Genomic DNA, 19,349 nt, shown 5'->3' on the forward strand with positions numbered 1-19,349 from the left:
CTTACTCCGCACGGTAGGTGAAGGTCTTCTTGTGCGAGGCCAGGCGCCAGTCGGAATTGTTCAGGGCGTCGACCTGGAGCGGTTTCAACAGGTATTCGCGGTCCATGAACATGCGCACGGTAACGTTGTAGGTCTCGCCCGGCTTCAGCGACCCCGGCTTGGCGATCAGCCAGCGGGTCGGCCGGCGAATCGCGAGCAGCGCCTCGTCGAGCGTGTCGAAATTCTGCTGGATGCTGCCGGGGACGGATACGTGATAGACCCGGAACAGCACGTCGTAGTTCAGCTTGACCGTACGGCGCGAGGACACGGCGTGGTCGTCGGTCCACCACCAGCGCGGCCGCGTCAGCTCGATCTCGGTGGTGAAGGACAGCGGCACGCCGTGCTGGATGGCCTGCTCGAGGCCGGGGGTCAGGTCGAACGAATAGGCGGCGGACAGCCGGTAGCCGTCGTCGGAAGCCTCGATACTGGCGCGGGTGATTTCGATCCCGTCGGCCGCCTGCGCCGTTGCGCATGCGAATGCCAGCAAGAACTGGCAGGCGAGGAGGCGGAAAAATCGTACAGTCACTAGGGCCAGAGCCTTAAAAAGCGTTGTCGGGATTACTCACGCTCCGGCCTTCTGGAACAGGGCGTAGAACAGACCGTCATGATCCTGCCCGGCGCCACTTCGAGGAAGCAGTTGGCCCGGCGCGTCGAGACGGACCGCACCGTGGCGCGCCGCGAAGGCGGCGGCCTGCGCTTCCGATTCCTGCGGCCAGAGCGAACATGTCACGAACAGCAATTTACCATCGGGCCGCAGCATCTGCCAAAGATTGTCGAGTATTTTGCCGGAAAGTGTTGCAAGTTGGTGGGTGTCACTCTTGCGTCGTAACCAGCGAATATCCGGGTGGCGGCGGACGATGCCGGACGCCGTGCACGGCACGTCGGCGAGGATACGATCGTATTGACGACCATCCCACCAATCCACCGCTTCCGCCGCCCCCGCCTTGACGGTCGCGGACAGCCCCAGGCGCTGCAGGTTCTGGTCCACGCGCACGAGGCGGCGCGCGTCGGCATCCAGCGCCGTCAGGTCGACGTCGGCCGACTCCAGGATGTGTCCGCTCTTGCCGCCCGGCGCCGCGCAGGCGTCCAGCACGCGCATGCCGTCGTGCACGTCGAGCAGCGGCGCGGCCAGCTGGGCACCGGCATCCTGCACGGACACGAGGCCGTCGGCAAACCCGGGGATCTGCGCCACGTTCACGGCCTGCGCCAGGCGCACGGCGCTCGGCCCCACCTGCTCCGCGCGCATGCCGGCCGCAGCCAGCGTCTTCAGATACGTGTCGACGTCCGTCCTGCGGCGGTTGACGCGCAGGGTCAGCGGCGGCTGGCGGTTGCCCGCCTGGAGGATCGCCTGCCAGTCGTCCGGGTACGCCGTACGCACCGAGTCGATCCACCATTGCGGGTAATTCCACTGGGCGACCTGGTCGCGCAGCGCGGCGCCGAGCAGCTTCTCGCGCTCGCGCAGGAAGCGGCGCAGCACGGCGTTCACCATCGCCCTCGCGTGCGCGAAATCCGGGTGGGCGGAGCTGGCGAAGACGGCCTGGTCGACGACCGTGAAGGCTTCATAAGGCGGCTCGCTGCCTTCGGGCGGGTCGAGCAGCGCCAGCGCACATTCCAGCAGGCCGGCCAGCATGGCGGGCTCGGGCGCCTTGCTCGTCATCAGGCCAAGCAGGATCTCGCTGCGCCCCAGCTGGCGCATGGCGCGGTAGGCGATGTCCTGGATGGCGCCGCGCGCCTGCGGCGGGGCGTCATACGCCTGGAACACCTCGGCCAGCGCCTGGGGGAGCGCCGTGCCGGCGCGCACGCGCGCGAGGCTGCTCGCCGCGCCCAGCAGGGCGAACGCGAGGGAATCCGTGCGCAGGTCGGGACTGTAATCGAGCTGGACGTGGGCCTTGACCTCATGGCTGTGACGCAGGCGCGCGCCCTCGTCCTTGGGGCGGGACGGCGCGTAGCCGGCGTCGCGCGGGGCCGGCTCGACCTGTTGCGTGCCGCGCGGCGGCGTGCCGCCGGGGCCGCGCGGGGCGGTCTGCCCTTTGCCGGATGCGCCACCCGGCCGGGCCGGGCCGGCCTTCTTGCCGCCGTTGCGGCCGCCGGCCTTGGGTTTGAGAGTGAGCGTCGGGCGCTTTTCGGTCATGGCAAATCGATCAATGCATAAAGACGCTCATTGTAACGGTTACGCGTTGCGCAGGCTTAAGCGAGGCTTGTGCCCGTGCCCCGGATGGTTTGCGCGTTGCGGCAAACCAGTATAATGATCGCTTAGCCTGCCAGTGGCATCGCCACCGCGCCGCACCGACCAACGCTGCACCGACCATTACATTTTCGACCACAGTTCATGTTAGCCCAACAAAAACAAGAGATCGTTGCCCTGTTCCAGGCCGCATTGGCTCCCATTGTCGCCGGCAGCGACCTCAGCCCTAACGTCGTCCTGGAGCGCCCGCGCGATCCGTCGCACGGCGACATCGCCTGCAACATCGCCATGCAGCTGGCCAAGCCGCTGAAAACGAACCCGCGCGAACTGGCCACCCGCCTCGTCGCCGCGCTGCTGGCCGATCCGAAGGCAGCGGGTCTCGTGGAATCGGCCGACGTGGCCGGCCCGGGCTTCATCAACCTGCGCGTGGCGGCAAGCGCCAAGCAGTCGGTCGTGAAGACCGTCCTGCAGCAGGGCGACGCCTTCGGCCGCGGCGACTCGGGCGACGGCCACCACGTGATCATCGAATTCGTGTCGGCCAACCCGACCGGGCCCCTGCACGTGGGCCACGGCCGCCAGGCGGCACTGGGTGACGCGCTGTCGTCGCTGTTCGCATCGCAGGGCCACCAGGTCACGCGCGAGTTCTATTACAACGACGCCGGCGTGCAGATCCTGACGCTGGCCAATTCGGTCCAGGCGCGCGCCCGCGGCTTCCGTCCGGGCGACATCGAATGGCCGGAATCGGCCTACAACGGCGACTACATCCAGGACATCGCCGACGACTTCCTCGCGAAGAAGACCGTGGCGGCGAGCGACGGCCAGCCGGCCACCGCCAGCGGTGACACGAACGACATCGAATCGATCCGCCGTTTCGCCGTCACCTACCTGCGCAACGAGCAGGACCAGGACCTGCAAGCGTTCGGGGTCAGGTTCGACAATTACTATCTCGAATCCTCGCTGTACACCGACGGCAAGGTCGAAGCGGCCGTGCAGGCCCTGGTCGACGCCGGCGTGACCTACGAACAGGACGGCGCGCTGTGGCTCAAGACGACGGACTACGGCGACGACAAGGACCGCGTGATGCGCAAGTCCGACGGCACCTACACGTATTTCGTGCCGGACGTGGCGTACCACATCCAGAAATTCAAGCGCGGCTTCGACCAGGCCATCAACATCCAGGGCAGCGACCACCACGGCACCATCGCCCGCGTGCGCGCCGGCCTGCAGGCCGTGAACATCGGCATCCCGCAGGGCTATCCCGACTACGTGCTGCACAAGATGGTCACCGTCATGAAGAACGGCGAGGAGGTCAAGATCTCCAAGCGCGCCGGTTCGTACGTGACGGTGCGCGACCTGATCGAATGGTCGGGCAACGGCGACGTGACCCGCGGCCGCGACGCCGTGCGCTTCTTCCTCATCTCGCGCAAGGCCGACACGGAATTCGTGTTCGACGTCGACGTCGCCCTCGCCACCAACGACGAGAACCCCGTCTACTACGTGCAGTACGCCCACGCGCGCATCTGCTCGGCCCTCGCGAACTGGGGCGGCGACGTGGCGCAACTGGCCGACGTCGATCTCTCTCCGCTGACGAATGCGCACGAATCCGGCCTGCTGGCCAAGCTGTCCGCGTACCCGGAGATGCTGCAGCGCGCGCTCGTCGAGCTGGGCCCGCACCAGGTCGCGTTCTACCTGCGCGACCTGGCCGGCGAACTGCACAGCTACTACTTCGCGCACAAGTGGCTGCTCGACGACGACGAGCCGACCAAGCTCGCGCGCCTCGCGCTGGCGGCCGCCATCCGCCAGGTGCTGCGCAACGGCCTGGCCCTGATCGGCGTTTCGGCGCCGGAGAAAATGTAAGCGTTTTAACCACACCGTACTACATGACCGCTTTCCGTAATCGCTCGCAATCCTCCTTCACGCGCCAGCGGGGCAGCACGCTCACTGGCCTTATCATCGGCCTGATCGTCGGTCTGGGCATCGCGGTCGCGGTCGCGCTGACGATCACCAAGGGCGCCTCGCCGTTCACCGACAAGACGGTCAAGGCGGGCCGCCCGGCCGATCCCGCGCCGGGCCAGGCCCAGGACCCGAACAAGCCGATGTACGCCAACCGCGACGCCGCGCGCGTGGCCAACAAGGAGATCACGGACAAGGCGGCCGCGCGTTCCGGCGGCAGCGATGCCGCACCGGCACCGAGCACCAGGCCGGCCGACGCCGATCCGCTGGGCCAGGCGATCGCCGCGATGAAGGAGCCGGCACCGGCACCGGCCAGGGTCGAGCCGAAGCCGGAGACGCGCGTCGCGTCGGCGGCCCCCGCGGCACCGGCCGCCGTCCCTGCCGCTGCCGCCGCCGGCGGCGAGTACATCTACTATCTGCAGGCGGGCGCGTTCCGCGACCTGTCGGATGCGGAAGCGACCCGCGCCAAGCTCGCGCTGCTCGGCTTCGAAGCCGCGATCAGCGACCGCACGAGCGACAGCGGTGTGCTGCACCGCGTGCGCCTCGGCCCGTACAACCAGGTCGAAGCAATGAACAAGGCGCGTGCCAAGCTGCTCGACAGCGGCGTCGACGTCGCCATCGTGCGTAACCAACGATAAGGGGTCGCGATGTCTCTGACGCGCCGTCTGTTCTGCACCGCCCTCCTCGGCCTCGCGGCCGGATCCGCCACGCTGTCCGCATCGGCCGCCGATCCGCAGGCGGGCGCGCAATACCTCGTGCTGCCTTCCGTGCAGCCGACCGACGCGGGCAACAAGGTCGAAGTCATCGAGTTCTTCGCCTACTACTGCCCGCACTGCTACGCATTCGAGCCCGCGCTCGAAGCGTGGGTCAAAAAGCAGGGCGACAACATCGTGTTCAAGCGCGTCCACATCCAGGGCGGCGCCAGCGTGCTGCCGCAGCAGCGCCTGTTCTACACGCTCGACGCGATGGGCCTGCTGAACCAGTACCACCAGAAGGTGTTCGACGCCATGCACCAGCAGCACCTGCGCCTGTCCAGCGACGAGCAGGTGTTCGACTGGGTGGCGCAGAACGGTATCGACCGCGCGAAATTCGTCGACACGTACCGCTCGTTCGGCATCCAGGCGAAGCTGCGCCGCGCTGGCGCGATGATGGATTCGTACGGCGTGGACCGCTGGCCGCTCGTCGTCGTCGACGGCCGCTTTGTCACGTCGCCGTCGCACGCGGGCGCCGGCGCGCCCGAGGGCACGACGGAAGCGCAGCAACAGCAGACGGCCCTGCAAGTGATGGACTTCCTCGTCGCGAAAGCGAAAGCGGACAGGAAATGACCGCGGCGCGGCGCCGCCGGCTGCGCGTATTCATCACGGGCGCGTCCAGCGGCATCGGCGCCGCCCTGGCGCGCGAGTATGCGGCGCGCGGCGCCATCCTCGGCCTGCTGGGCCGCCGCGCGGATGCCCTGCACGCGCTGCCCTTCTCCGCCGCTCACCACATCTACGCCGTCGACGTGACGGACCATGCGGCACTGGCTGCGGCCGCCGCCGACTTCATCGCGCGTGAAGGCGGCGCCGACATCGTCATCGCCAGCGCCGGGGTCTCGGCCGGGACGCTGACCGAACGGCCCGACGATTTGTCCCGGTTCGCCGAGATCTTCGCCATCAACGTGACGGCCACCGTCGCCACGTTCGCGCCGTTCGTCGAAACGATGAAACGCAGGGAAGTCAACGACCGCGGCCCGCGCCGCCTCGTCGCCATCGGCAGCGTGGCCGGCATCCGCGGCATGAAGGGCGCCGGCGCCTACTGCGCGTCGAAGTCCGCCGTGCACACCTATGCGGAATCGCTCCGCCTCGAATTGCAACCCCACGGTATCCGGGTCGTGACCATCGCGCCCGGCTACATCGACACACCGATGACCCGCCAGAACCGTTTTCCCATGCCCTTCCTGATGCCCGTGGACCGCTTCGCGGCCGCGGCCGCCCGCGCCATCGACGTCGGCACGAGCTACCGCGTGATCCCGTGGCCGATGGGCGTCGTCGCCAAGGTCCTGCGCCTGCTGCCCAACGTCCTGTTCGACGCGCTGTTCGCGCACGCGCCGACCAAATCCGGCAAGGTGGCGCCATGAACGCCGACCGCATCATGGCGCTGTCGCGCGCCGGCGTCGCCGTCGAAGTGGTGGAGGAGACGGGATCGACGAATGCCGACCTGCTGGCGCGCGCGCCCCGGTTGACGGCACCCGTGCTGCTCGTCGCCGAACACCAGACGGCGGGACGCGGTCGCGCGGGACGCAGCTGGCTGTCCGAACCGGGTCACTCGCTGACGTTCTCGCTGGCCTGGCGCTTCGCCGGCGGGCTGCGCGGCCTGGCCGGCCTGCCGCTCGCGATCGGTGTCGCGCTGGCGGAAACGCTCGGCCGACTCGGCCAGAGCGTGCAGCTGAAATGGCCGAACGACGTGCTCAAGGACGGCGACAAGCTGGCCGGCATCCTCGTCGAGACGCAGGTGGCGGCGGACGGCGCCGCGTGGACCATCGTCGGCATCGGCGTGAACCTCGTGATGCCGGACGCACTCGAAGACAGGATCGGCCGCAGCGCCGCCGCGATGCCGTGGCTCGCGCGCATGGGCCGCGACGAGCTGATGGCCACGCTGCTCGACGGCCTGGCCGAGGCGCTGGCGCTGTTCGCGCGCGACGGGTTCGCCGCCTTCGTCGCGCGCTGGAACACGCTGCACGCGTGGCAGGGCCGGCCGGTCGTCCTGCTCGACCGCGGCGAGGTGCAGCACGAGGGCCTCGCTGCCGGCGTGGACGACACGGGGCGGCTGCTGCTCGACACCGCGGCCGGTCGTGTGACGATCGTGGCCGGCGACGTATCGCTGCGCACGAAGGATTGATGTCCGGGAGGTCAAATGCTGCTGCTCGTCGATGCTGGTAACACAAGGATCAAATGGGCCATCGCGGCCCCTGACGCCGCGCCGGGCGACTGGACCGCGCACGGCGCCGTGCCGCATGCGGAACTGGAGCGCCTGCAGGCCGCGTGGGCGGGCCAGGGGCTTGCGCGCGCGATCGTCTCGAACGTGGCGGGCCACGCGATGGAGGCCCAGCTGACGGCCCTGCTCGCCCCGCTGCTGCCGGCGCCGCCCACATGGTTCACGTCGCGCGCGGAATTGAAAGGCCTGCGCAACCGCTACCGCAATCCCACGCAACTGGGCAGCGACCGCTTCGCCGCCGCCCTCGGCGCACGCTGCGTCGCCCCCGGCAAGAACCTCGTCGTGGCCACGTGCGGCACGGCGACGACGGTGGATGCCGTCAGCGCCGCCGGCGACTTCCTCGGCGGGATGATCCTCCCGGGCCTGGGCCTGATGCTGGGCGCGCTGGCGCGCGGCACGGCCCAGTTGCCGCAGGTGGTGCCGGGCGCGACGCCGGCGACCTTTGCGGACCACACGAGCGACGCCATCCTGTCCGGCTGCCTGGCCGCGCAGGCGGGCGCGATCGAACGCGCCTGCGCGGCCCTGCCGGCCGACCTGTGCATCGTCTCCGGCGGCGCGGCGGCCAGCGTGGCCCCTCTCCTGTCCGTCCCGCACTGGATGCTGGATAATATTGTGCTGGTGGGCCTGCATGCGGCCGCACCCTTCCTTGCTTCCGACTCTGCTCCCGCTTGAGGACATGCTCGTGCTACGACTCGCCTTCTGGTCCCTGCTATTCCTGAACGCCGCCCTGTTCGCGTATGCCCAAGGCCTGCTCGGCACCGCCAGGAGCAACGAGCACGAACCGGCACGCCTGAAGCGCCAGTTCAACACGGCCAGGATGACCCTGCTGACGCGCGACCAGGCCGAGGCCGCCGCGAAGGCTGCCGCCCCGCCGGCGGGTGGCGATGCGGCGGACGTCACCGCGTCGGCAAGCGCTGCGGCAAGCGCGCCTGCACCTGCCAGCGCGCCGTCGGCCCCCGCTCCGGCCCCTGCCTATGCGTGCACGGAAATCGGCCCGTTCAATTCCACCGACGCCCGCCGCTTCGAAGCGCGCCTCGCCGCGCTGGACCTCGGCGACCGCCAGTCGCGCCAGACCATCCAGGCCCAGGACGTCAGCAGCTGGCTCGTGCACATCCCGACGCAAGGCAGCAAGGAAGCGGCCGACCGCAAGGCCGCCGAACTACGCAACCTGGGCGTGACCAATTTTTACGTCTTGCAGGGCGACTCTCCTTTAAAGTACGCGATCTCGCTGGGCGTGTTCAAGACCGAGAACGGCGCCCAGGCGATGCTCGCGCAACTGGGCAAGCAGGGCGTCCACTCGGCGCGCATCGCGCCGCGCGGGCCGCAGACGACGCACTACGTCTACCGCGTGCGCGGACTCGATGCGGCGACCCGCAAGCGCATCGAAGGCTTTGCCGAACGTTATGACGGGGCGGACGTCAAGAGCTGCGGGTAAGCGCGGACGCATCGCGGGATGACTGTCCCGTCTGCTCGCCACCCAGCACCTTTACCGCCCGCTCGAGCACCTTGATTTTCTCCCGCATCGCCGACAGGTTGCGCAGCAGCGCCGCGTTGCGTTCCCACTCCGCATTCGGCGCCATCGGATAAAACCCCGTGTAGCGCCCCGGTGCCGTGATCGAGTTCGGCACCAGCGTACCGGCCGTGACGTGGACGTTGTCGACGATGTCGATATGGCCGTTGATCATCGCGGCGCCGCCGAACGTGCAGTGCCGGCCGATGTTGGCGCTGCCCGCCACGCCCACGCAGCCGGCCATCGCCGTGTGCGCGCCGATGCGGCAGTTGTGGCCGATCTGGATCAGGTTGTCGAGTTTTACCCCGTCCTCGATCACCGTGTCGTCCAGCGCGCCGCGGTCGACCGCCGTGTTCGAGCCGATGTCGACGTCGTCGCCGATGACGACGCGGCCCGTCTGCGGGATCTTGATGTAGACGCCGCCGTCCACCGCGAAGCCGAAGCCGTCGCCCCCGATCACGGCGCCGGAGTGGACGATGCCGCGCGCGCCGATGACGCAGCGCGCATGGAAGGTCACGTTGGCGAAAAAATGCGTGCGCTCGCCCACGCTGGCGTCGCGGCCGATGTAGCAGCCCGCGTCGATCACGGCGCCGGGCCCGATGGCCGCGCCCTCCTCGACCGTGACGTGCGGACCGAGGAAGGCGGTCGGGTCCACGCGTGCCCCCGGGTGCACGGCGGCTGTCGGGTGGATGCCCGGCGCGGGCGTATGTCCGGGCGCGCACAGGTATTGCGCCGTGCGCGCGAAATACGCGTACGGGTTGTTCGTGACGATGCGCGCGCCCGCGTACGTGGCCGCGACTTCAGGCTCGTCGAGCGGCGCCAGGATCAGGGCCGCCGCGCGGCTGTGCGCGGCCACGGCGCGCAGCCGGCTGTTACTGAGAAAGCTGATGTCCGTGGCGCCCGCGCGGTCCAGCGGGGCGATGCGCGCCACTTCGATGTCCGGGTCGCCTTCCAGCCGGCCGCCGAAGCGCGTGACCAGCTCCACGAGTCGTGCCCCCATCCCAGCCTCCTGTCGCGTCGTTGCGTCGATATGCGGTTCGACAGGGACGCCAGGCCGGCAGTTCCGGATCCCCGGGGGAAAACGGAAGCGGTGTGAGCTACCGCAAAAGAAAAAGCCCCGCTCGCAACCGGCGCGTTGCATGCCGGTCGAAAGCGGGGACAGGGGACGTAAAAGGTACTGCTAAGCGATCAGAACTTGCCGCGCACGCCCAGCTGGAAGGTGCGGCCCGGATCGAACGACGTGAACTGTGCGTTCGGGAACTGGAAGTAGCCTTCGCGCTTGGCCTTGTTCAGGTTGACGATGTCGAACGTGATCGTCGGCCAGTTGTCGCGGTTCAGCACTTCTTCCAGGTCCACGCTGGACGAGAAGTCGGCCTGCTTGTACGAGCGGCCGTACAGTGCCGCCAGCGTCACGCCGCTCTGGTTCGCGTTGGCGCTCTGGCTGCCCTGCTGGTACTGGTGCGAGATGCGCGCCATGTAGCCGTGGTTCTCGTAGTAGAAGCCGAAGTTGTTGCTCTTCTTCGGCACGTTCAGCGCCACGAAGCCGTTGGTGCCCTCGCCGCTCGCGCTCTGGTTGATCAGGGTCGCGGTCTCGCTGAAGCCGAAGCCCTTGATTGGCAGCAGCTTGTCGAGCGGCTGGACCCAGCCGATCTCGAGGCCGCGCACGGTCAGGATGCCGCCGGCGTTGCGTTCCTGGCTCATCACGACGGTGGCCACGTCCGGACCGCCGCGCGAGTTGATCGCCACCTGCTGCGTCGGGATCAGGTTGTTGTACGTGATGCCGTAGGCGGCCAGGGCGGAGAACGGCATCGTCAGGTTGTCGATGACGGTGAACCCCTTCACCTTCTTCTGGAACACGGTCAGGCTCACATAGCCTTCGCGGCCGGTGTACCAGTCGATGCCCAGGTCGATGTTGTTCGACAGGTAGGGCTTCAGTTCCGGGCTGCCGATCGTGCCGACGTCGGCCGACGTGCCGCTGAAGTTGATGCCCGGACGCAGCGAGTTCGGATTCGCACGGGTCATCGTCTTCGACGCCGCGATGCGGGCCACGATGTCGCTGCGCAGCGTGATGGCCGCGGTGGCCGACGGCAGCGTGTTGTTGTAGGTCGTGTCCTGGTAGACCCACTCGGTCTGGTTCGGGTACTTCGAACCGTTCAGCGTCAGGCTGGCGTTGCGCGGATCGCTGAACGAGTTCAGGGAGCCCACTTCCTGCTTGGTGCGGACATAGCGTACGCCGGCGTTGTAGCGGACCGGGAAGCTGAACAGCTTGGTTTCGCCGTTGAGCTCGGTGTAGAAGCCGGTGGTACGCTCACGCACATAGCCCGAGCTGGCGCCCGTCGACGAGCTCGTGGAATCCGGCGCGCTCGAGTTGTACGCGTCGTAGTTCGAATCCTTGCGGAAGCGGTCCCAGTCGACGACGAGGCGGTCGTGCGGGCCCTGCACCAGGTAGGAGGCCAGCTTGTTCAGCGGAATCAGCGAACCCTGGTAGGTGAGCGGTGCCGTCTGGCCGGCCGTGTAGCCGGTGCCGTAGCCCGGGTACAGGGCGCTAGCGCTGGCGCCCGGCGTGCTGGCGCCGTCGCACGGCGGCGCGCCATTCGGCCCCTGGATGAAGACGCTCGGGTTGTTGCCGCAGACGGCGGCCTGCCAGGCGGCCGAGTTGTCCTGGCCGCGGATGCGGCGGTCGATGTCGTCGTAGGCGAGACCGGCCTTGACGTTCAGCTTGGCATCGCCCCAGGTCAGGTCGGTGTGGAAGCCTTTCGTGCTCGTTTCGCGCAGCTCGTTCTGGATGTTGACGCGGCCGCCGGCCCAGACGAAGTTCGCCGGGTCGTTGACGTCCTTGTTGAACGAAATGCTCGGCACGCCGCCGTTGTTCTGGAACGTGGTGACGAGGCCGCTGCCCGCTGCCGTGATCGGCATGATGGTCGGCGCTTCGTGCGAGAACGTCGACTTGGTGGCGTTGGCCTGGGCTTCCAGTTTCAGGGTCGGGGTGATCTTCCACTCCATGCCCGGGTTGATGCCCTTCAGGTCGGTACGGTCGCGGCGCGGGCCGAATTCGATGAAGTAGGTCGAGTTGGCGTACGTGCCCGACGTGACCGTGCAACCCGTGGTGCAGTCGCTCTTGTCGACCTGCATGTTCAGCGGGATCGCTGCATTGTTGCGGACCGCCCAGGTGTAGGCGATGCGCTGCATGTCGTCGTCCTTCTTGCTGTACAGCGTGTCGACGTAGAAGTGCAGGTTTTCCAGCGGACGCCATTCGGCGCTGAGGATGGCCGAGCCCTTGTCGCGCGTGCCGAAGTAATCCATGAAGCGGCCCAGGCGCGGCACGAGGGCGTTGTCGATCTGGTCGATCGTCAGGCCCGGGTTGTGCGCGAGCAGGAACGCCTGGTCGATCGGCGTGCCCGCCGCAAGGCCGGCGCCGGCGCCGGCCGGAACGGTGGACGGGATCGTCCAGTTGCCGCCGCCGGTGCTGTTGCGGGTCGGCGAGGAGCTCTGGGCTGCCGTCAGGTTCGGGTTCGTCAGGCCGACGGTCTCGTAACCGGTCGTGCGCGACTTCTGGCGGTTGACGGCGATGCCGGCCAGGATACCGAACGTGTCGCCCCAGGTCTTGCTGGCCACGATGGAGCCGCGGCCGCCGACGCCGTCGGCGATCTGCTGTTTCTGCGCCGTGCCGCTGTACGACACGTGGGTGCCCGGGTTGTCGAACGGGCGCGCGCTGCGCATGTTGACGACGCCGGCGGCGCCGCCTTCGATCAGGCCGGCCGTCGGGCTCTTGCTGACGGTCAGCTTGGTGAACAGGTCGGTCGGCAGCAGGTCGAGGTCGACTTCGCGATTGGTGCTCGCGCCGTCGATCGGGCCGGACGACGCCACGGCGATCTGCGCATTGTTCAGCAGGATCTTGGTAAAGCTCGACCCCAGGCCGCGGATCTGGATGTTCATGCCCTCGCCCGTCACGTCGCGGGCGATTTGCACGCCCGGCACACGGCTCAGCGATTCAGCGATATTCTTGTCGGGGAATTTACCGATGTCTTCGGCGCTGATAGTGTCCTGGAAACCGACGGACTCCTTCTTATCCTTCGCCGACGAAAGCAGACTGGCGCGGTAGCCGGTCACCTTGACGACGTTGGTATCGGCCTGGACGACCGGCGCGGGCTGGGCCGGCGCTGCGGTATCTTGCGCATATGCTTGCTGGATAAGGCCTGCGAGCACGCTCAGGCCAAGCACGACTTGCCGGCGCTGGCGGCGCCGTTGTATGGACTTCTCGATCATTGCTGTCTCCTGTGTTTTTCTATGCCTGGGACGTCCCGACGGGTCGTCTTTATGGCTGGCAAAATCAGTGTAGGAGCACAATGTTAACGGTGTCAATCCCGCAAACATAAATGTTATGCGCAAACATCGACGGTAACCTTGCATTTATCAGGCTGTTTTCGACGAAGTCCCTTTTTATGTTTGGAAGAATGGAAAATTTCTTGCGCAAAAAATGGTAGCGTATAGCAAATTCAAAAACGTTGTAGATGTCTGACATCTGATGATAAAACATGCAGAACGCATCGTTTTAGGACATTCCCGCACGAAAATACAGCATGTGACATGGGAAATTGTCGGGATTACGGGAAGAACTGCCATGAACATTGATCAGACGTCTGATGTCTATGGAAGCTGGGCAGTAGACGCGCAGGCCTGCCCGGCCGCTCAGCGCCGTACGACGATGGGTTTCAGGCCGAGTCCGGCCGGCAACGCACGCGCTGCTTCCTGCGCGAGTGCGCGGGATTCGAAGGGGCCGCCGTACAGGCGGTTGACGCTGCCTGAACGGACGACTTCGACCGCCAGGTCGACGCCGGCCTGCTTGAGCTTTTCGCCCAGTTCCTCGGCCTTGCCGTCGCGTCCGTAAGCGCCCAGTTGCAGATAGAAACCCGGCGCCAACACAGCCTTGTCGGCGGCGGCCGAAGCGGATGTCGAGGCGACGGGCGCCTGTGCGCGCGCGACGGCGGCGCTGTCCATGTCGACACGGTCTTCCAGCATGAGGGCGGCGATGGCGGGCGGTGCCGGCAGGGCCTGCGCCTCGGAGGCGGCGGCGCGGCGCGCGGACGCGAGCTGCATCACGTCGCCCGGGAACAGGCGCTCGACCTGGACCTGGTGGCTGCCCTTCCCCAGCAGCCCCAGCTTGAGGGCGGCCGTGTACGAGACGTCGATCACGCGGTCGGAGTGGAACGGTCCGCGGTCGTTGATGCGCACGACGACGGACTTGCCGCTCTCCAGGCTCGTGACGCGCGCGTACGAGGGAATCGGCAGGGTCGGGTGCGCGGCCGTCATCTTGTACATGTCGTAGGCTTCGCCCGACGACGTGCGCTGGCCGTGGAACTTGACGCCATACCAGCTGGCCACGCCGCGCTGGCTGAACGGTTCGTCGTTGATGAGCGGCGTGTATGTCTGGCCGAACACGGCGTACGGCTTGTTGGCGAACTTGGCGTAGGGCTCGTACTTGACGACGGCGTCGGGGGTGTCCAGCAGGCCCGGCGGCGGATTCGCGCCGGGGCCGTCGTCCTGGTAGTAGCCGCCGCGGCCGGAACCGGCCGGCGGCAAATTCGGAAGCTTCGGATCCACGCGGGTGACCTTGTGCTTCCACGGCAGGGGGATCAGGCTTTTGTGTTCGCCGTTCTGGTCCGTGGTACTGCACCCCGCCATCATTGCCAACATCGCAATGACCGCTGGGAGCGACCTCGGAACGGCCTTCGCGTTCTCTTGCATATCAGGTCTGCACCAGTTTGCGGTGTCGTTGAATACTCATCAATATACCACTGCAGAGGCCCAAAGTAATCAGCGCGGTTCCGCCATAGCTCATGAAAGGAAGCGGAACTCCGACCACGGGCAGGATGCCGCTGACCATGCCCATGTTGACAAAGGCATACACAAAAAACATCATTGCGACCGATCCGCCCAACAGGCGCGTGAACAGGTTCGGTGCATTGGCCGCGATCATCATCGCGCGCCCGATCAGCAGCAGGTACAGGAACAGCAACACGAGATTGCCGACCAGACCAAACTCTTCGGAATATACCGAAAAAATGAAGTCGGTGGTACGTTCCGGAATGAATTCCAGATACGCCTGTGTCCCTTTCATATAGCCTTTGCCGGTCACGCCGCCCGAGCCGATCGCGATGGTCGACTGGATGATGTGGAAGCCCTTGCCGAGCGGATCGGACGTGGGATCGATCAGCGTCATCACGCGTTCGCGCTGGTAGTCGTGCATCATCGACCACGCCACCGGCAGGCCCGCGCAGCCGGCCGCGAACAGCGCGCCGAGCGCCTTCCACGACAGGCCGGCCAGGAAGATCACGAAGAAGCCGGAGCCGCCCACGAGCAGCGCCGTGCCGAGGTCGGGCTGCTTGGCGATGAGGCCGAAGGGTATCAGGAGCAGCAGGGCCGCCACCGCGAATGACTTCCAGTTGAGGATGCCCGCCCGGGTCTGGAAATACCAGGCCAGCATCAGCGGCGTGGCGATCTTCATGATTTCGGAGGGCTGGATGTCCACGCCCACGTGCAGCCAGCGCCGCGCGCCCTTCTTGATGATGCCGACGGTCGCCACCGCGAGCAGCAGCGCGACGCCGAACGTATAGATCGGCACGGCGAGCCGCAGCAGGGTCTGCGGGGGGACGATGGCGGCCGCCCACATGAACACGAAGGCGGCGATGATGTTGCGGATCTGGCCTTCCAGGCGGCCGGGGAAGTCGTGGCCGGCAGAGGACAGCGTGACGAGGCCCGTGCACAGCAGCAGGAACAGGATCAGCGACAGCGCCGGATCGAAGACGGTGAAATACGGTTTGAGGCGCCGGCTGAGCGAGCGGCGTTCGGGAAAATGCGCCATGGTTCAGTCCTTGTTGCCGGGGGTCTCGCCGCCCGGCCTGAATTCGGCGCCGGCCGTGGGCGCCACCTGGTCTTCGTCGGCCGGGACCGGGTCGACGGGTTTCGGCGCCGGCTTGTCCGCGTCGCCCGGACGCTTGCCGAGCAGGTAGTAATCGAGTGCCTTGCGTGCGATCGGTGCCGCCACCGCCGCGCCGAAGCCGGCGTTCTCCACGACCAGCGCGATCGCGATGCGCGGATGGTCGGCCGGCGCGTAGGCGATGAACAGCGCGTTGTCGCGCAGGCGTTCCGGGGTCGCGGCGGCATTGTACTTCTGGCCCTTCAGGCCCACGACTTGCGCGGTACCCGTCTTGCCGGCCACGGTGTACTGCACGTTGCGGAACGGGATGAAGGCGGTGCCGCTCTGGTCGGCCGTCACGCCGACCATGGCGCGCTTGACGACGTCGATGTTCTGCTGCTTGAGCGGGATGCGGCCGGATTCCTTCGCCACCGTCGGCGTGCGCGCATGGTTGCCGCCGTCCTCGAGCAGCTTGACGAGGTGCGGGCGCATGATGACGCCGTCGTTGGCGAGCGTCGCCACCGCGTGCGCCATCTGCAGCGGCGTATAGCTGTTGAAGCCGTTGCCGATCGAGATCGAGATCGTGTCGCCGCCGACCCACTTCTGCGCCGCGCGGTTGCGCTTGAAGCGCTCGCGCTTCCATTGCTGCGACGGCAGCACGCCCGTCTTCTCGTGTTCGAGGTCGATGCCGGTCTTTTCGCCGAAGCCGAACGGCTGCATGAAGTCGTGCAGGCGGTCGATGCCCATCTCGTTGCCGAGCTGGTAGTAGTAGGTGTCGCACGACATCACGATCGACCGGTACATGTCGATGTAGCCGTGGCCGCCGCGCTTGTCGTCGTTGAAGCGGTGCCCGCCCAGCATGAAGAAACCGGGGTCGTTGATGCCGTACTCGGGGCGGCGCAGGCCCAGCTCCAGCGCGGCCAGCGCCATGTACGGCTTGAACGTGGAGCCGGGCGGGTACGTGCCCGACAGCGGACGGTTCATCAGCGGCTTGTCGAGCGACGTGTTCAGCTCCGTCCAGCTCTGGGTGTCGATGCCGTCGACGAACAGGTTCGGGTCGAAGCCGGGCCGCGACACGTACGCGAGCACATCGCCCGTCGCCGGCTCGATGGCGACCAGCGCACCGCGGTAGTCGCCGAACGCCTGCTCGACGACCTTCTGCAGCTCGATGTCGATCGACAGGATCAGGTTGTTGCCCGGCGTCGGCGGCGTGCGCGACAGGGTGCGGATCGCACGGCCGCCGGCCGAACGCTCCACTTCCTCGTAGCCCGTCTGGCCGTGCAGCTGGCGCTCGTAGCTCTTTTCCAGGCCTTCCTTGCCGATATGGTCCGTGCCGTTGTAGTTGGCGGCATCGTCGCTGGCGTCGATGACCTTGGCCTCGGCCTGGTTGATGCGGCCGATGTAGCCCAGCACGTGCGAAGCGACTTCGCCCAGCGGATACTGGCGGAACAGGCGCGCCTGCACTTCGACGCCGGGGAAGCGGAAGCGCTGCGCGGTGAAGCGCGCCACCTCGTCGTCGGTCAGGCGGGTGCGGATCGGGACGCTGGAAAAATTCTTCGACTCTTCCATCAATCGTTTAAAGCGTTTCCGGTCTTTCGGTTCGATCGCGACGAGCTTCGCGAGTTCGTCGATGACGGAATCGAGGTTCGCTTCCAGCTTCGACGGCGTGATCTCGAGCGTGTAGGCGGAATAGTTGCTGGCCAGGACGACGCCGTTGCGGTCGACGATCAGGCCGCGGTTCGGCACGATCGGGACCAGTGCGATGCGGTTGTCCTCGGCCTGCGCCATGTACTGGCTGTGCTTGACGACCTGCAGCCAGACGAAGCGTGCGACGAGCAGGCCGAAGCAGATGAAGACGAACAGCACCATCGCCGTCAGGCGCATGCGGAACAGGTGGATCTCGCGATCGCTGTCTTTAATCTCGGTCATTCGGGGAGGCGATGAATAAATGCTTCAGATCGGACGCGTATGGTCCTTGTCGACCGCGCGGCGCTGCGGCGCCAGCAGCAGCCACGTGATCACGGGCCACAGCGCGACGGCGATCACGCTTTCGATGAACACGAGCGCGCCGGGGAATCGGCCCGTGACAAAGAAGCGCACCATCACCTGGATCGCCTGCGTGAGCAGCAGCAGCGGGAACACGTGCATCGCCTGCGTGACGAGCGGGAACCACAGCACGCGGCGGTGGATCATGATCGCCAGGTACGACAGCAAGGTGTACGCGAGGGCGTTCTCGCCCAGCAGCGTGGCGTCGTGCACGTCCATCAGGAGGCCCATGCAGAACGCGATGCCGATGCCGACCTTGCGCGGCTGGTGGATGCCCCAGAACACGAGCACCAGCGCGACGAAGTCCGGCGCGCCGACCCAGCGGCCCCACGGCAGCAGGTTGAGCATGAACGCGCAGACCAGGCTGAACGCGATGAACAGCGGGCTGACCGGCAGCAGGATGTAGTGCGGACGGTTCGTCGTCGGCATCAGGTGCCCTCCTTCGGCCGGGCCGCGGGGTTGGCTGCGGCCGGCGCTCCGGCGGCCGGCGCTCCGGCGGTCGGCGCGGCGGTGGCCGGCGCCCGGGTGGCCGCCGGTGCGGTCGCAGCCGGGCTGCGCGCGGCAGCAGCGGGATTCGCACGCGCGGATGCGGGGTTCTGGTTCGCAGGCGCCGCGGCCGGACGCGCACCGGTGGCGGTACCGGCGGCCGCGGGATTCGCACGCGCGGGCGCGGGGTTCTGGTTCGCGGGCGCCGCGGCCGGACGCGCACCGGCGGCGGTACCGGCGGCCGCGGGCGGCGCGACGGCAGGCGCCAGCGGTTGCGGCGGCAGCGGCAGCGGCGGCACGGGTTCCATGCGCGGCAGATTCTTGCGGGACGTGGTGTTGGCGTTGGCCTTCGGCGCTTCCGCGGCCGGGCGCGGCGGCAGCGGCTGGTCGGACATCACGATCAGCAGCTGGCGGTGGCGGTCGATGCCGGCCAGCGGCTGGCACACGACGCGGCCGAAGGCGCCCTGCGCCACGTTCTCGACCTGGATGACTTTCGCGACCGCGAGACCGGCCGGGTAGACGCCGTCCAGGCCGGACGTCACGAGCACGTCGCCGACCTGGATGTCGGCATTCGGCGCGACGAAGCGCAGGTCGAGCAGGCCCGACTGGCCGCGGCCGTAGGCCACGCTGCGCAGGCCGTTGCGCAGCACCTGCACGGGGATCGCCTGTTCCTTGTCGGTGAGGAGCGTGACTTCGGACGTGAACGGGAACACGCGCGTGACCTGGCCGACGACGCCGGCGTTGTCGATCACGGGCAGGCCGAGCTTGACGCCGCTGCGGGTGCCGCGGTCGAGCACCACGCGGCGCGTGGACGGGTCGCGCGCGTCGTACAGGATCTCGCTCATCTGGGAGCGTACGGGCAGGTGCTCGCGCGCGTCCATCAGGCGGCGCAGTTGCGCGTTCTCGGCCATCTGGAGCTGCGCCTGCTGCATGGCCTGGGCCATCGCGACCTGCTGGCTCTTCAGGTCGCGCACTTCCTTCTGCAGCGCGGAGATCGAGGAAAAATACGTCCCCATATTGACCAGCGCGTCGCGCGGCGCGAGGGCAGCCATCTGGAACGGGTACAGGACCGTTGCCGCCACCTGGCGCACGGCGGTGAGCGCGTGCAGGCGGGCGTCGACCACAAGCAGCGCGATCGACAGGAGAGCGAACACGGTCACCTTGACCCTTGCGGGGGCGCCTTGCTTGAACAGCGGCGGAGGACTGTATTCCATGACTTCCAATAATGCGGGGCCTGCGGC

General features: G+C 67.5%; 16 protein-coding genes. 7 read left to right on the forward strand and 9 right to left on the reverse strand.

Annotation, left to right across the window (positions count from 1 at the left end):
• Window position 1: 1 nt before the first annotated feature.
• A complete protein-coding gene (locus QPK29_RS10265; protein WP_160409714.1) occupies window positions 2-565 on the reverse strand; it encodes a DUF4390 domain-containing protein in 564 nt (187 codons plus the stop codon).
• 36 nt (window positions 566-601) lie between these two features.
• A complete protein-coding gene (gene rsmB, locus QPK29_RS10270) occupies window positions 602-2,170 on the reverse strand; it encodes a 16S rRNA (cytosine(967)-C(5))-methyltransferase RsmB (RefSeq protein WP_371768806.1) in 1,569 nt (522 codons plus the stop codon).
• Between the two features lie 198 nt (window positions 2,171-2,368).
• Here rsmB and argS point away from each other — a divergent pair, with 198 nt between their 5' ends.
• Genes argS through QPK29_RS10305 form a run of 7 tightly spaced genes read left to right on the forward strand, consistent with a single transcriptional unit; the run spans window position 2,369 to window position 8,585 of the window.
• Window positions 2,369-4,081 (forward strand): arginine--tRNA ligase, encoded by a 1,713-nt coding sequence (gene argS / locus QPK29_RS10275; protein ID WP_056122236.1) that lies wholly within the window; start codon window positions 2,369-2,371, stop codon window positions 4,079-4,081.
• Window positions 4,082-4,104: 23 nt separating this feature from the next.
• On the forward strand, window positions 4,105-4,815 hold the full coding sequence (locus tag QPK29_RS10280) for an SPOR domain-containing protein (protein ID WP_371768807.1): 711 nt from the start codon (window positions 4,105-4,107) through the stop codon (window positions 4,813-4,815).
• Window positions 4,816-4,824: 9 nt separating this feature from the next.
• On the forward strand, window positions 4,825-5,502 hold the full coding sequence (locus QPK29_RS10285) for a thiol:disulfide interchange protein DsbA/DsbL (protein WP_056122230.1): 678 nt from the start codon (window positions 4,825-4,827) through the stop codon (window positions 5,500-5,502).
• The gene (locus tag QPK29_RS10290; protein ID WP_371768808.1) at window positions 5,499-6,293 is read left to right on the forward strand and encodes an SDR family oxidoreductase; all 795 of its coding nucleotides are present in this window, start codon (window positions 5,499-5,501) and stop codon (window positions 6,291-6,293) included. Before QPK29_RS10285 ends, QPK29_RS10290 begins: the two co-directional genes overlap by 4 nt.
• Window positions 6,290-7,054, forward strand: a complete 765-nt coding sequence (locus QPK29_RS10295) for a biotin--[acetyl-CoA-carboxylase] ligase (protein ID WP_160409717.1) — start codon at window positions 6,290-6,292, stop codon at window positions 7,052-7,054. The genes QPK29_RS10290 and QPK29_RS10295 overlap by 4 nt, the downstream gene beginning before the upstream one ends.
• Before the next feature lie 15 nt (window positions 7,055-7,069).
• Window positions 7,070-7,822: a type III pantothenate kinase gene (locus QPK29_RS10300; protein WP_056122221.1), complete on the forward strand. Its 753-nt coding sequence runs from the start codon at window positions 7,070-7,072 to the stop codon at window positions 7,820-7,822.
• A gap of 10 nt (window positions 7,823-7,832) precedes the next feature.
• Entirely contained in the window at window positions 7,833-8,585 is a 753-nt protein-coding gene (locus tag QPK29_RS10305; RefSeq protein WP_056123553.1) for an SPOR domain-containing protein, read from the forward strand.
• On the opposite strand, the gene lpxD is transcribed toward QPK29_RS10305, so the two are convergent.
• The 7 genes from lpxD to mreC form a co-directional block, all read right to left on the reverse strand.
• Complete coding sequence (gene lpxD, locus QPK29_RS10310; RefSeq protein WP_371768809.1) at window positions 8,569-9,660, reverse strand: UDP-3-O-(3-hydroxymyristoyl)glucosamine N-acyltransferase; 1,092 nt, start codon at window positions 9,658-9,660, stop codon at window positions 8,569-8,571. The genes QPK29_RS10305 and lpxD overlap by 17 nt on opposite strands.
• Before the next feature lie 188 nt (window positions 9,661-9,848).
• Complete coding sequence (locus tag QPK29_RS10315; RefSeq protein ID WP_371768810.1) at window positions 9,849-12,926, reverse strand: TonB-dependent receptor; 3,078 nt, start codon at window positions 12,924-12,926, stop codon at window positions 9,849-9,851.
• Between the two features lie 423 nt (window positions 12,927-13,349).
• The gene (locus tag QPK29_RS10320; RefSeq protein WP_400189754.1) at window positions 13,350-14,342 is read right to left on the reverse strand and encodes a septal ring lytic transglycosylase RlpA family protein; all 993 of its coding nucleotides are present in this window, start codon (window positions 14,340-14,342) and stop codon (window positions 13,350-13,352) included.
• A gap of 64 nt (window positions 14,343-14,406) precedes the next feature.
• Window positions 14,407-15,522: a rod shape-determining protein RodA gene (gene rodA / locus QPK29_RS10325; protein WP_056122207.1), complete on the reverse strand. Its 1,116-nt coding sequence runs from the start codon at window positions 15,520-15,522 to the stop codon at window positions 14,407-14,409.
• Window positions 15,523-15,525: 3 nt separating this feature from the next.
• Window positions 15,526-17,505 carry a penicillin-binding protein 2 gene (mrdA, locus tag QPK29_RS10330; RefSeq protein WP_371768812.1) on the reverse strand — a complete coding sequence of 660 codons (1,980 nt, stop codon included), beginning with the start codon at window positions 17,503-17,505 and terminating at the stop codon, window positions 15,526-15,528.
• A gap of 24 nt (window positions 17,506-17,529) precedes the next feature.
• Entirely contained in the window at window positions 17,530-18,051 is a 522-nt protein-coding gene (gene mreD, locus QPK29_RS10335) for a rod shape-determining protein MreD (RefSeq protein WP_025511654.1), read from the reverse strand.
• Complete coding sequence (gene mreC / locus QPK29_RS10340) at window positions 18,051-19,322, reverse strand: rod shape-determining protein MreC (RefSeq protein WP_371768813.1); 1,272 nt, start codon at window positions 19,320-19,322, stop codon at window positions 18,051-18,053. The genes mreD and mreC overlap by 1 nt, the downstream gene beginning before the upstream one ends.
• Between the last annotated feature and the right edge of the window lie 27 nt (window positions 19,323-19,349).

The sequence above is a fragment of the Massilia orientalis genome, from assembly GCF_030411975.2.
GTDB lineage: Bacteria > Pseudomonadota > Gammaproteobacteria > Burkholderiales > Burkholderiaceae_D > Telluria > Telluria orientalis.